Raw genomic sequence first — 12,284 nt, forward strand, 5'->3', positions numbered from 1 at the left:
TTTCAATTTCGCCGGGCAAAGTTATCTTTGCTCCCGTGAAAAGTCCTTTATCGCAGATCGTTGCGCTGGTAAAAAAAGACCTGTTGCTGGAATGGCGGCAGCGGCACGCCCTGTTCGGCATCCTGCTTTACGTGTTCTCCACCGTGTTCGTGATCAACCTGATGGTGAAGGAGCCGGAGGACAAGATGTGGAACGCCATGTTCTGGGTGGTGCAGCTGTTCGTATGCGTGAACGCGGTAGCGAAGAGCTTTATGCAGGAAAGCCGCGGCCGGCTGCTGTACTTCTATTCGTTGGTCCATCCGCGTTATTTCATCGCGGCCAAGCTGATCTATAACGTACTGCTGATGCTGGTTTTCAGCGTGGTAACGCTGGTGTGCTGCCTGCTTTTCCTGGGCAACCCGCTCAGTCACGGCCTGTATTTCCTGGGGGTGGCATTGCTGGGCGGCATCAGTCTTTCCCTGCTGTTCACCATGCTGGCGGCCATTGCGGCCCAGGCCAGCCAGAACGCCGCGCTCATGGCCATCATGGGTTTCCCGCTCATTATGCCCATTCTGATGCTGCTGAGCAATATCTCCCAGAGCGCTTTTGCGCCAGTGGTGCAGCCGGGCCTGGCAGGCATGTTCCTGCTGCTGGCGGGCATGGATGTGCTGGTAATTGCCCTGGCGCTGATACTTTTCCCTTTCCTCTGGAAAGAATAAATTTTAACAAATACCCTCCGGGGGTATAGGTTTTTCAACGATCGGGCACCCTGTTGCACGAACGTCAAAATCGGTAAATTGCTTTGCCGTTAGCGTTAAATCGTGTAGGTTTGCCCCCACATATTTCAATTGAATAATGGCTAAAAACTGGTGGAAAATCGCCTGCGTACTCATCCTCCTCTATGTCATCATCGGAGGTTTCAGCGTTAAAGTGCCGTCTATCGGCAATAACCTGCAGGCAATCAGGGGCATCTTCTTTCACTTGCCGATGTGGATGGCGATGTACACCCTGCTCACTATTTCCGTCGTAAATTCCGTGTGGTACCTGTCCACGAACGACCTCCGGAGAGACATCCGCGCTTCCAGCGCAGGCAGCGTGGGCGTACTATTCGGCCTCATGGGCTTCGCCACCGGCATGCTGTGGAGCACTTATACCTGGGGGGGCACCATCGTCAGCGATCCTAAGCAAATGACCACCGCCATCGCCCTTACCATTTACATGGCTTACCTCGTGCTGCGCCTCTCCTTTACCGACCTGGACAAAAGGGCCCGCGTATCCGCCATCTTCAACGTTTTCGCCTTTGCCCTGCTGATCCCGCTGACGTATATCATCCCGAGAATGGTGGAGTCCCTTCACCCGGGCAGCGCCAGCAGCCCCGGATTCAGCTCGCAGGACACTGCCGGCACCATCAGGATGGTGCTCTGGCCCGCATTCCTCGGCTGGACGCTGCTGGGCATCTGGATCTATACTTTACGGAACCGCTACAAAAGATTAGAGCTTAAAAATATCCTTCATGGCTAAAAGACTTGCTTATCTCCTCTTCGCATGCTTTATGCTTTCCCTTACCAGCGTTTTTGGACAAGACACAGCGCGCGCAGTAACGGAAACCGTTCAGCAGCAGAACACCGAAACCGGCCCGGTCAACGAATTTTTCCGCAGCAGCGACAAGATTTACGTGGTAGTAGGCCTGCTGGTGATCATTTTCATCTTTATCGTGTTTTACCTGGTAAGGCTGGACCGGCGGCTGACCAGGCTTGAAAAGGAATAACACCGGATTTTTCTATAACCCTGCTTACAACAACACCAAAACAACATATCTAAACCGTTTTTTATGGCTAAAGCAAAAGCGCTGACGCAAGAACAGCACTATAACTTTTTCCACAGCGTGGAAATGAGCTTCGACAAAGCCGCTCAGTTCACCAAGTGGGATAAAGGGATATTGGAACAGATCAAAGCCTGTAACGCTGTATACCGCATTAAGTTCCCCGTGAGAGTAGGGGACAGCATCGATGTAATTGAGGCATACCGGGTACAACACTCTCATCACAAGCTGCCCTGTAAAGGAGGCATCCGCTTCAGCGAAGAAGTGAACCAGGACGAAGTGATGGCGCTGGCCGCGCTGATGACCTACAAATGCGCCATCGTGAACGTGCCCTTCGGCGGCGCCAAAGGCGGCATCAAGATCAATCCCCGCAACTACACTCCTTTCCAGCTGGAAGCCATTACCCGCCGTTACACGGCAGAACTGGTGAAGAAGAACTTCATCGGCCCGGGCATTGACGTGCCTGCACCGGATTACGGTACCGGTGAGCGCGAAATGAGCTGGATACTGGATACTTACATGAGCCTCCGCCCGGGGGAAATTGACGGTTACGGCTGCGTGACCGGCAAACCCTTGCCGATGGGCGGTGTGCGCGGCCGCAAGGAAGCCACCGGCCTCGGTGTGTTCTACGGTCTCCGCGAGCTGTGCAATGTGAAGGAAGACATGAAAAAGATCGGCCTGGAGCCCGGCATCGAAGGCAAGACCGTGGTGGTACAGGGTATGGGTAACGTGGGTTACCATGCTGCGAAGTACTTCCATGAAGCCGGCGCCAAAGTGATCGGCCTTATTGAATATGACGGCGCTATCTATAACTCCAAAGGCATGGATCCTGACGCCGTGCTGAAACACCGTAACGAAACCGGCTCCATCACTGGCTTCCCCGGCTCCAAGAACCTCAAGAAAAATACGGACGGCCTGGAACTGGAATGCGACATCCTGATACCCGCCGCGCTGGAAAACGTGATCCACGAAGAAAATGCACCCCGCATCAAGGCAAAGATCATCGGTGAAGCCGCCAACGGCCCGCTGACGCCTGAGGCGGACGAGATCCTCGCCAAAAAAGGCGTGATCGTGGTGCCGGACATGTTCCTGAACGCGGGCGGCGTGACCGTTTCTTATTTCGAATGGCTGAAAAACCTCAGCCATGTGCGTTACGGCCGCCTCGGCAAACGCTTCGACGAAAACATGAACGTGCACATCCTCGGCCAGATCGAAGAGCTGACCGGCAAAAAGGTGTCTGAAAAAGAAAGGAAATTCATCGCCCATGGCGCTGATGAGGTGGACCTGGTGTATTCCGGCCTGGAAGAGACCATGATCACCGCGCTCCACGAAGTACGCGAGAAATCACTCGAACATAAGAAGATCAAAGACATGCGCACGGCAGCGTACGTTTGCGCCATCGATAAGGTGGGCGTGGCATACGAGCAGCTGGGCATTTTTCCCTGATCGGATTTTATTTTTAAAGGCGGAGATGGCCGGGCGCATGCCTGGCCATTTTTCGTTTAGGGAAGACGAAGGATATCAGGCTTCCGGAATATTGGGCGCATCGGGGCTCTCGGACGGCGCAACCGGCGGGTAGTCCGGCAGGTCGCTCTCAAATTCCCAGCTTCCCGCTTCGGTATTCAGCTTGCAGCACCAGGTATTGGTGCCGTTGGTGATCACCAGGTAAGGCACCGGCAGCGCCATATGATACCGTACGATCTGCTCCAGCACCGGCTGCCCGAGCGGCACGCCCATTTCCTTGCATTCCACGATCATCCAGGGAGCCGCCTCGCGGGTGTACACCACGATGTCGCAGCGCTTTTTCAGCTCGCCCAGGTTCATTTCCTTTTCTATGCTCAGCAGCGCACCCGGGTACTGGCGGCTTTTGACGAGGTAATTGAGGAAATTCTGGCGTACCCATTCTTCCGGCGTCAGCGTCACGTATTTTTTACGGAACGGGTCAAAGATCATCTCCTGCCCGTTACTGGCGGTGATCTTGAAGTCGTGCGGGGGGAACTGTATCGCGATCATGCCGCAAAACTATGCAACTCGCGGCGCTTTCGGGAAAAAACATTACATTCACTTGTCAAAAAGCTATGAAGACGAAAGAAGAGATAGTAGCTAATTGGCTTCCCCGCTATACAGGAGAGAAGCTGGAGAACTTCGGCTCGCATATCCTGCTCACTAATTTTTCCAATTATGTGACGATGTTCGCCAAATGGAACAATGCCAAGATCGTTGGCGTGGACCGCCCTATGCAGTGCTGTACTTCCGGCGACATCACCATTATAAATTTCGGCATGGGCAGTCCCGGTGCGGCTACCGTGATGGACCTGCTCAGCGCCATCACTCCCAGCGCCGTGCTGTTCCTCGGCAAATGCGGGGGGCTGAAAAAGAAAAATTCCATCGGCGACCTGATACTGCCCATTGCGGCCATCCGCGGGGAAGGTACTTCCAACGACTATTTTCCCGCCGAAGTGCCCGCCCTTCCTGCCTTCGCCCTCCAAAAGGCCATTTCCACCACCATCCGCGAATACGGCTGCGACTACTGGACCGGCACCTGCTACAGCACTAACCGGCGCGTATGGGAGCACGACGCTGAATTCAAAAAATACCTGGAACGCATCCGCACCATGGCGATAGACATGGAAACGGCCACGATCTTTTCGGTGGGTTTCTACAACAAGATCCCGACCGGCGCGTTGCTCCTGGTGTCTGACCAGCCGATGGTGCCTGAAGGCGTTAAGACTGAAGAAAGCGATAAAAAGGTGACCAATGAATATGTGGAGCGTCACCTGAAAATAGGGGTGGATTCCCTGAAGAACCTGATCAACAGTCACCAAACCGTTAAACACCTGCGCTTTTGAGTTCCGCTCCGCTCGTATCCATCCGCAACCTGGAAGTCACTTTCCGTACCGAAGAAAGCCTGGTAACAGCTGTCAAGGGCATATCGCTGGATATCCGGCCCGGGGAGATCGTCGGCATCGTCGGCGAATCCGGCTCCGGCAAATCCGTAACGGCGCTGAGCCTTATGCGGCTGATTGCCGCGCCGGGCAATATCAGCGGGGGGAAGATACTGTACCAGCCGGAAGGCAAAGCAGCAACGGATATCCTGGAACTGCCGCCGGCTGCGCTCCGCAGCTACCGCGGGCACGAAATAGCCATGATCTTCCAGGAGCCCATGACCTCGCTGAACCCGCTGCACACCTGCGGGCGGCAGGTGGCGGAAGTGATCAGGCTGCATAAAAAAGTTTCCGAATCCGCCGCCCGGAACCAAACCATCGCCCTGTTCGAACGGGTGCGGATACCCAACCCCCGGGAGGCCTTCGATAAATATCCCCATGAGCTTTCCGGCGGGCAGAAGCAGCGGGTGATGATAGCCATGGCCGTTTGCTGCGGCCCGCGCCTGCTGATCGCGGACGAGCCTACCACCGCGCTGGACGTTACCGTGCAAAAAACCATCCTGGAGCTGCTCCGCGAATTACAGCAGGAGATGGGCATGAGCGTTATTTTCATTACCCACGACCTGGGCGTGATCGCAGAGATCGCCAGCCGGGTGGCGGTGATGTACAAAGGCGAGATCGTGGAAGAAGGTGCAGTCGAAGATATTTTCAATCAACCGCAGCATCCCTATACCAAAGGGCTGCTGGCCTGCCGCCCACCGCTGGACCTCCGCCTGCGGCGCCTGCCCGTAGTGCGGGACTTTACCGAAGGCGGCCAGGCGGCCAATGTGGACGCGTTTGTGCGTTCGCTGATACTGCCAGAAGCTGAGCAGAAAGCCAGGGAAGAATTGCTGAACACCCGTTCCCCGCTCCTGAAAGTGGAAGGCCTCAGTACCTGGTTCCCGGGTAAAAAGAGCCTCCTGGGTAAAGTGCGCAGCTATACCAAAGCGGTGGATGATGTAAGTTTTGAAGTGCGGGAAGGGGAAACGCTGGGACTGGTGGGGGAATCAGGCTGCGGGAAAACCACCCTCAGCCGCACGCTCCTCCGGCTGATAGAGCCTACCCATGGCAGTATCCAATACCGCGGCAAAGACCTCCGCAGCCTGAGCGCCAGAGAGATGCGCGCCATGCGCAAGCACATACAACTGATCTTCCAGGACCCGTATTCTTCCCTCAATCCCCGCCTTACCGTGGGACAGGCCATCCTGGAACCCATGATGGTGCACGGTTTATACGATAACGACCGCGCCCGCAGGGAAAAGGTGCTGGAACTGCTGGAAAAGGTGAACCTGCTGCCGGAACATTACAACCGTTATCCCCACGAATTCTCCGGCGGGCAGCGGCAAAGGGTGGTAATTGCCCGGGCGCTGGCCGTGAACCCGGAGTTCATCATCTGCGACGAGTCCGTTTCCGCGCTGGACGTAAGCGTTCAGGCCCAGGTGCTCAATTTGCTGGTCCGGCTGCAGCAGGAATTCAATTTCACGTATATTTTTATTTCACATAACCTTTCCGTTGTTCATTTTATGAGCGACCGGATGATGGTGATGAGCAAGGGGAAGATCGCGGAGATCGGCAATGCGCGCGAGGTTTACCATCATCCGCAAAGCGCCTATACCCGCGAGCTGATAGCTGCTATTCCCGGGCGTTGAACCTTTTTTCGTAAAGTATGTTATATTCCGTACCTTTGCACACTTTAAATTCATTCATACCGTAATATGAAATTATCACAATTCAAGTTCGATCTGCCGTTAAACCTGATCGCACAACATCCTTCCAAGACAAGAGACGAGAGCCGCCTGATGGTGGTAAACCGCGCAACAGGCAAGATTGAGCACAAGGTTTTCAAAGACATCCTCGGTTATTTCAACGACAAAGACGTAATGGTGGTGAACAACACCAAGGTGTTCCCTGCGCGCCTTTATGGCCGTAAGGAGAAGACCGGCGCCAAGATCGAGGTGTTTTTGCTCCGTGAGCTCAACAAGCAGAACCGTCTCTGGGACGTGATCGTTGATCCCGCAAGGAAGATCAGGGTGGGCAACAAGCTGTATTTTGGAGATGATGAGAGCCTGGTAGCAGAAGTGATCGACAACACCACGTCCCGCGGCCGTACCATCCGTTTCCTGTTCGAAGGCAACGACGAGGAGTTCAAAGCCGTGCTGGACAGCCTGGGTGAAACGCCCCTGCCCAAGTATATCAAGCGCAAGCCGGAAGAAGACGATAAAGAGCGTTACCAGACCGTTTACGCCAAGTACGAAGGAGCCGTAGCTGCGCCTACCGCCGGCCTGCACTTCAGCCGTGAGCTGATCAAACGCCTGGAGATCAAAGGCGTGAAGTTCGCCGAAGTGACCCTGCATACCGGTCTTGGTACCTTCCGCCCTATTGAGGTGGAAGACCTGAGCAAGCATAAAATGGATGCGGAATATTTCCACATCGATGAATACGCAGTGAAGATCGTCAACAAGGCAAAAGAAGAGAACCGCAAGATCTGCGCCATCGGTACCACTACCGTGCGTGCCGTGGAGTCTTCTGTTACTGCCCAGAACCATCTGAAAGCAGCCGAAGGCTGGACCAACACCTTTATTCATCCGCCGTACGACTTCTCTATCCCGAACGCGCTGGTGACCAACTTCCACCTGCCTAAAACCAGTCTATTGATCATGGTATGCGCCTTTGCCGGTTACGACCTGATCATGGAAGCTTACCAGCAGGCCATCAAGGAAAAATACCGCTTCTTCAGCTATGGCGACGCAATGCTCATCATCTGATGAAACACGACATTACCGGAAAGGCAAACAGCATCACGCTGTTTGCCTTTTTTTATAAAAATTGCCTTACTTCGTATTCATGGCAGACAGGATCAAAATAGCCGTTATCGTTGCCGGAGGTTCCGGTACCCGCATGGGCAGCGCCACGCCCAAACAATTCATGGAAATCGGCGGCAAGCCTTTGCTGTATCACACCATCAGCGCGTTTTTGCAGGCGTACGAGGATATGCATGTCGTGCTGGTAGTGCCGGATGCGCACCAGGCTTATATTGCCACGCTGCTCACTGCTTTCGACAGGCCGCCTTCCATTACGCTGGTGCAGGGTGGCGAAACCCGTTTCCATTCCGTGAAGAACGGCCTGGATGTTATCCGGCAAAGCGCTGTCATTTTTGTGCACGACGGGGTGCGCCCGCTGCTGAGCCCTTCGTTGATCCGCCGGTGTTATGAAGGCGCTTTGGCGAAAGGTAATGCTATTCCTGCTGTTGAAATGAAGGACAGCCTCCGCGAAGTGGACGACGAAGGGAATATGGCGGTGGACCGCAGCCGTTTCAGGATCATACAAACGCCCCAGACATTTTTATCCGAAGTATTGCAGCCTGCATTTACGCAGCCTTATGATCCTTTATTTACTGACGAAGCCAGTGTAGTGGAAAGGGCGGGTGAAGAGATACACCTGGTGGAAGGAGAGGAGCAGAACATTAAGATCACCCGGCCGGTGGATCTTGCAATTGCTAACGCTTTCCTGTCGGGGCACAGGTTGTAGAGCGCGCAGATACTTCGTATACGGGATGAAGTTAGTAACGCTTTACCCTTGCCTGTTCCGTTTTTATCCTGGAATAGAATTTACAGTCCTGCCGGTTCACTACTCTCCCGGCTGTTGCTGGCCTTTCCCGATCTTTTGCAGGATCTGGTGCGCAGCTTCAAGCGCCTGGAAGCCATCTATCACGTTCACAGGCACGGGTTTGTTTTCCAGGATGGCGTCGCGGAAAAGTTCCAGTTCCATACGGATGGCGTTGGATTGTTTGATCTCCGGGTTTGCGATGGCAATGGTCTTTTTGCCGTTGTTGGTGGCAATATCCAGCGTAAAGAGGCCTTCGTCCGCAGGGGTTTTGAGCTTGATGATCTCGGTCTTTTTATCCAGGAAGTCGATACCGATGTATGCGTCTTTCTGGAAGAGGCGCATTTTGCGCATTTTTTTAAGGGAAATGCGGCTGGAAGTAAGGTTAGCCACGCAGCCGTTATGGAATTCGATACGTACGTTAGCAATATCGGGTGTGTCGCTCATGACAGCTACGCCGCTTGCAGAAATGCGGCTGATGCTGGATTTCACGATGCTCAGCACGATGTCGATGTCGTGGATCATCAGGTCCAGGATCACGCTCACGTCCGTACCGCGGGGATTGAATTCAGCGAGGCGGTGCACCTCGATGAACATCGGGTTGAGGTCTACGCCCTTGAGCGCGAGGAATGCGGGATTGAACCTTTCAACATGCCCTACCTGGAATTTGATATTGGCTTCTTCCACCAGTTTCACCAGCAGCTTGGCCTCTTCCATGGTATTGGTCATGGGTTTTTCCACGAACACATGCTTGCCGTTTCGGATAGCCATTTCGCAAAGCTTGAAGTGCTGGGTGGTAGGGGCAACAATGTCTATGGCATCCGAAGCCATGATCAGTTCTTCCGCGGAATCGAAACGTTTGATCTCGTATTGCTCGTGAACGCCGCTGGCATTATCGTCGCTGGGATCAAAAAATCCCGTTACTTCCACGTCTTTCATCGTGGTAAGCTGGGATAAATGGATCTTGCCTAAATGCCCTACGCCGAACAAACCTATTTTGAGCATGAATTGAGTTTTTATAGAAAATTCCTGCAAATGTAACAAAACCGTATGTTATTACTTTATATAATAATTCTATATTGGCTCAATTAATTCCATGCGTTTTTTCTTCCTGATCATATTGCCCCTGATGTTGATGGTTCACTGTGCGACAGCACAGAACTGCACCGTAATAGGTCAGACGCCGCAAAGCGCCTTCCCCATCTGCGGTACCAAAGAGTTGAAGCAGGCGTCTGTACCGCTTTGTGCGGGCAGGAGGATCAATATGCCTTCCTGCCGCGATGCCAATCCGCCTACCGAGTTTACGGACAGGAATCCATTCTGGTACAAATTCACCTGCTACCAGGCGGGCACACTGGGTTTTACGATCACGCCCAATGATCTGGGCGACGATTACGACTGGCAGTTGTTTGACGTAACCGGCCGGAACCTGAATGAAGTATATACCAATGCTTCCATCCAGGTGGCGGGCAACTGGAGTGAAATAGAAGGTCTTACCGGTGCCAACAACACCGGCACCCGCCTGATGAACTGCGAAGGCAGGGCATACCCCAAATGGAGCAGCATGCCAACGCTCCAGGCTGGGCATGATTACCTGTTGCTGGTAAGCCACTTTACCAATACACAAAGCGGTTATGAGCTGGCCTTCGGCGGCGGCACTGCCGTGATCACCGATCCCAAAACGGGAGAGTTCTCCCGCGCGGAGTACCGTTGCCTCAACAACAGGATCACCGTCAAATTCAACAAGCTATTCCGCTGCAACACACTCGCGGCCAACGGCAGCGATTTCGTATTGACGGGCAGTACAGCCAACATCGTCAGCGCCACCGGCGTGAATTGCGGCAGCGGGTTCGATATGGATTCGGTTGTGCTGGTGCTGGACCGTCCTTTGCCTGCCGGGAATTACACGCTCCAGGTAAAAACCGGCTCAGACGGTAATACGCTGCTCGACGCCTGCGACAATCCCATAGCCGCGGGCCGCAGCATCGGCATCAGCGTGCCCGTGCCGCAGGCAGTGCCGTTTGACAGGATCTCACCTGTGGGCTGCAAGCCGGACAGGATCAAGGTATTTTTAAGCAGTCCTGTGCTATGCAGTTCCGTAGCGGCCAACGGCAGCGATTTCAGGATCAGCGGTACCGGCCCTGCCGTGAACGTGGTAGCTGCGGCCACTAACTGTGCTGGCCAGCTGGCCGATACGATCGAGCTGCTGCTCAACGGCCCGGTTTACCTGGAAGGCAATTTCAGGATAGACCTTGTGCGCGGCACAGACGGCAATACGCTCATCAGCGAATGCAGCGTGGAAACCCCGCTGGGCCAGATGGTGCCTTTCATGACCAGGGACACCGTTAACGCCCGCTTCGATAACCGTGTACGCCTGGATTGTACCTACGACACTATTTTCCTTCATCATAACGGCGCCCATGGCGTCAATTCCTGGAACTGGACCTTCGAGGACGGCGATACCCGGAATACCCAGTCGCCTGTTAAAGTCTACAGCCTGTTCGGCCAGAAAACAGTGAACCTGAAAGTAAGCAACGGCGTTTGCGAAGCGGAGCATACCGAAAATATCCTGCTGGACAATACGCTCACCGCGGCTTTCACGATAGGCACACCGGTGCTTTGCCCGCTGGACATGGCTACTTTTACCAACCAGAGCATAGGCAACATCACCGGTCACCGCTGGGATTTTGGTTTTGGTCCGGGCACACGGCTCGTTACGCCGCAGCCTCTCCGTTTCCCCATGAACAGCCGCGAGCAGGTGTACCAGGTGAGGCTGATCGTAACGGATAACCTGATGTGTGAAGACACTGCCATTCATACCCTTAAAACCGTTCCCAGCTGCCGCGTAGCCGTGCCGACGGCATTTACGCCCAACAACGACGGGGTGAATGATTTCCTGTACCCGCTGAATGGTTATAAAACAGCTGACCTGGTGTTCCGCGTGTTCGCCCGCAGCGGCCAGCTGGTGTTCGAGTCGCGCAGCTGGACGCAGAAATGGGATGGCAAGATCAACGGCTCTCCCGCGATGGTAGGCACTTACGCCTGGATGCTTGAATACACGGACACAGAACTGGGGAACAGGGTGTTCCAGAAAGGAGTGGCAACGTTATTGCGATAACATCTGCCATCGCCTTGCTCCGGATCACCCTCATCATCGCCTCCTCAATCGTCCATCAGACCGTCTTCCAAAAGGCTGAAATACCCGTGTTCGGTAACAATGATATGATCGACGATCTGGATATCCAGCATATTGCCGCCCTGCTTCAGCTTGCGGGTGATGCTGACATCTGCCCGGCTGGGCCGCGGGTTGCCGGAAGGGTGGTTGTGGACAAGGAAAAGCTTGGTAGCCTTGTGATTCAGCGCTGTTCTGAAAACCACCCGCGGATCGACGGTGGTGGAGGTAATGCCGCCTGTGCTGATGCAGGCATGATGCAGCAGGCGGTTGGCATGGTTGAGGAACAGCACGTAAAAGCTCTCGTAGTATTGATCCGTGAGCAGCGGCCGCAGCCAGCCGGAAGCCTCCCTGGCCGTGCGCACCAATGCCTTGCGCCGGAGCGGGCCGATCTGCTTGCGCCTGCACAGCTCCAGGGCCGCCAGGATCGTTACCGCCTTCTTGACCCCGATACCCGGAAAACTGCATAACTGCGAAATATCCAGCCGGCTGAGCTCGGTAAGATTATTGTTGCAGCTGTGGAGGATATCTTTGGCCAGCTCAAGCGCAGAGCGCTCCTTATTGCCGCAATTGATCAGGATGGCCAGCAACTCCGCATGGCTGAGCGTGCGCACGCCATTGTACATTACTTTTTCACGGGGCCGGTCGTCTTCCGGCCAGTCTTTAATGGCCGGCAACCGTGAAGGCAGAAAAGTAGAGATCGGGGGCAACAACCCCTGGTTAACAAACATCCTTTTTTCCATACCCTAATTTACAAATTCCCTTTTGTTTACTAAAATTTTTA

Annotated in this window: 12 protein-coding genes; 9 read left to right on the forward strand and 3 right to left on the reverse strand. The window is 54.3% G+C overall.

The features are described from left to right. The first annotated feature begins 35 nt into the window (after window positions 1-35). From ACTJIK_RS10365 to ACTJIK_RS10380, 4 genes are all read left to right on the forward strand, one after another. On the forward strand, window positions 36-698 hold the full coding sequence (locus tag ACTJIK_RS10365; protein WP_440646298.1) for a heme exporter protein CcmB: 663 nt from the start codon (window positions 36-38) through the stop codon (window positions 696-698). A 136-nt stretch (window positions 699-834) separates the two neighbouring features. Beyond that, window positions 835-1,500: a cytochrome c biogenesis protein CcsA gene (ccsA, locus tag ACTJIK_RS10370; protein WP_440646299.1), complete on the forward strand. Its 666-nt coding sequence runs from the start codon at window positions 835-837 to the stop codon at window positions 1,498-1,500. Further along, entirely contained in the window at window positions 1,493-1,747 is a 255-nt protein-coding gene (locus ACTJIK_RS10375) for a CcmD family protein (protein WP_440646300.1), read from the forward strand. The genes ccsA and ACTJIK_RS10375 overlap by 8 nt, the downstream gene beginning before the upstream one ends. Before the next feature lie 63 nt (window positions 1,748-1,810). Continuing rightward, window positions 1,811-3,247: a Glu/Leu/Phe/Val family dehydrogenase gene (locus ACTJIK_RS10380; protein ID WP_440646301.1), complete on the forward strand. Its 1,437-nt coding sequence runs from the start codon at window positions 1,811-1,813 to the stop codon at window positions 3,245-3,247. 75 nt (window positions 3,248-3,322) lie between these two features. Here ACTJIK_RS10380 and ACTJIK_RS10385 read toward each other — a convergent pair whose 3' ends face one another. Beyond that, on the reverse strand, window positions 3,323-3,814 hold the full coding sequence (locus ACTJIK_RS10385) for a type I restriction enzyme HsdR N-terminal domain-containing protein (protein ID WP_440646302.1): 492 nt from the start codon (window positions 3,812-3,814) through the stop codon (window positions 3,323-3,325). A 65-nt stretch (window positions 3,815-3,879) separates the two neighbouring features. On the opposite strand from ACTJIK_RS10385, the gene ACTJIK_RS10390 reads away from it, so the two are divergent. The 4 genes from ACTJIK_RS10390 (at window position 3,880) to ACTJIK_RS10405 (ending at window position 8,253) form a co-directional block, all read left to right on the forward strand. Continuing rightward, window positions 3,880-4,650 (forward strand): AMP nucleosidase, encoded by a 771-nt coding sequence (locus ACTJIK_RS10390; protein WP_440646303.1) that lies wholly within the window; start codon window positions 3,880-3,882, stop codon window positions 4,648-4,650. Then, window positions 4,647-6,374, forward strand: a complete 1,728-nt coding sequence (locus ACTJIK_RS10395) for an ABC transporter ATP-binding protein (protein WP_440646304.1) — start codon at window positions 4,647-4,649, stop codon at window positions 6,372-6,374. Before ACTJIK_RS10390 ends, ACTJIK_RS10395 begins: the two co-directional genes overlap by 4 nt. 66 nt (window positions 6,375-6,440) lie before the next feature. Continuing rightward, window positions 6,441-7,490: a tRNA preQ1(34) S-adenosylmethionine ribosyltransferase-isomerase QueA gene (queA, locus tag ACTJIK_RS10400; protein ID WP_346318972.1), complete on the forward strand. Its 1,050-nt coding sequence runs from the start codon at window positions 6,441-6,443 to the stop codon at window positions 7,488-7,490. 79 nt (window positions 7,491-7,569) lie between these two features. Further along, window positions 7,570-8,253, forward strand: a complete 684-nt coding sequence (locus ACTJIK_RS10405; protein WP_440646306.1) for a 2-C-methyl-D-erythritol 4-phosphate cytidylyltransferase — start codon at window positions 7,570-7,572, stop codon at window positions 8,251-8,253. Window positions 8,254-8,352: 99 nt separating this feature from the next. Here ACTJIK_RS10405 and ACTJIK_RS10410 read toward each other — a convergent pair whose 3' ends face one another. After that, window positions 8,353-9,333, reverse strand: a complete 981-nt coding sequence (locus tag ACTJIK_RS10410) for a Gfo/Idh/MocA family protein (RefSeq protein WP_440646307.1) — start codon at window positions 9,331-9,333, stop codon at window positions 8,353-8,355. A 91-nt stretch (window positions 9,334-9,424) separates the two neighbouring features. Between ACTJIK_RS10410 and ACTJIK_RS10415 the strand changes: the two genes are divergently transcribed. After that, on the forward strand, window positions 9,425-11,446 hold the full coding sequence (locus ACTJIK_RS10415) for a gliding motility-associated C-terminal domain-containing protein (RefSeq protein ID WP_440646308.1): 2,022 nt from the start codon (window positions 9,425-9,427) through the stop codon (window positions 11,444-11,446). 44 nt (window positions 11,447-11,490) lie between these two features. On the opposite strand, the gene radC is transcribed toward ACTJIK_RS10415, so the two are convergent. Then, window positions 11,491-12,243: a RadC family protein gene (gene radC, locus ACTJIK_RS10420; RefSeq protein WP_440646309.1), complete on the reverse strand. Its 753-nt coding sequence runs from the start codon at window positions 12,241-12,243 to the stop codon at window positions 11,491-11,493. Window positions 12,244-12,284 lie beyond the last annotated feature (41 nt).

This window comes from Chitinophaga sp. 22620, assembly GCF_052044405.1.
GTDB lineage: Bacteria > Bacteroidota > Bacteroidia > Chitinophagales > Chitinophagaceae > Chitinophaga.

Bases quoted from the DNA above. Each gene is read 5' to 3' on its own strand.
- ACTJIK_RS10390 (WP_440646303.1), top strand. From the start codon at position 3,880: ATGAAGACGAAAGAAGAGATAGTAGCTAATTGGCTTCCCCGCTATACA.
- ccsA (WP_440646299.1), top strand. From the start codon at position 835: ATGGCTAAAAACTGGTGGAAAATCGCCTGCGTACTCATCCTCCTCTAT.
- ACTJIK_RS10375 (WP_440646300.1), top strand. From the start codon at position 1,493: ATGGCTAAAAGACTTGCTTATCTCCTCTTCGCATGCTTTATGCTTTCC.
- queA (WP_346318972.1), top strand. From the start codon at position 6,441: ATGAAATTATCACAATTCAAGTTCGATCTGCCGTTAAACCTGATCGCA.
- ACTJIK_RS10385 (WP_440646302.1), bottom strand. From the start codon at position 3,814: ATGATCGCGATACAGTTCCCCCCGCACGACTTCAAGATCACCGCCAGT.
- ACTJIK_RS10405 (WP_440646306.1), top strand. From the start codon at position 7,570: ATGGCAGACAGGATCAAAATAGCCGTTATCGTTGCCGGAGGTTCCGGT.
- ACTJIK_RS10415 (WP_440646308.1), top strand. From the start codon at position 9,425: ATGCGTTTTTTCTTCCTGATCATATTGCCCCTGATGTTGATGGTTCAC.
- ACTJIK_RS10410 (WP_440646307.1), bottom strand. From the start codon at position 9,333: ATGCTCAAAATAGGTTTGTTCGGCGTAGGGCATTTAGGCAAGATCCAT.
- radC (WP_440646309.1), bottom strand. From the start codon at position 12,243: ATGGAAAAAAGGATGTTTGTTAACCAGGGGTTGTTGCCCCCGATCTCT.
- ACTJIK_RS10380 (WP_440646301.1), top strand. From the start codon at position 1,811: ATGGCTAAAGCAAAAGCGCTGACGCAAGAACAGCACTATAACTTTTTC.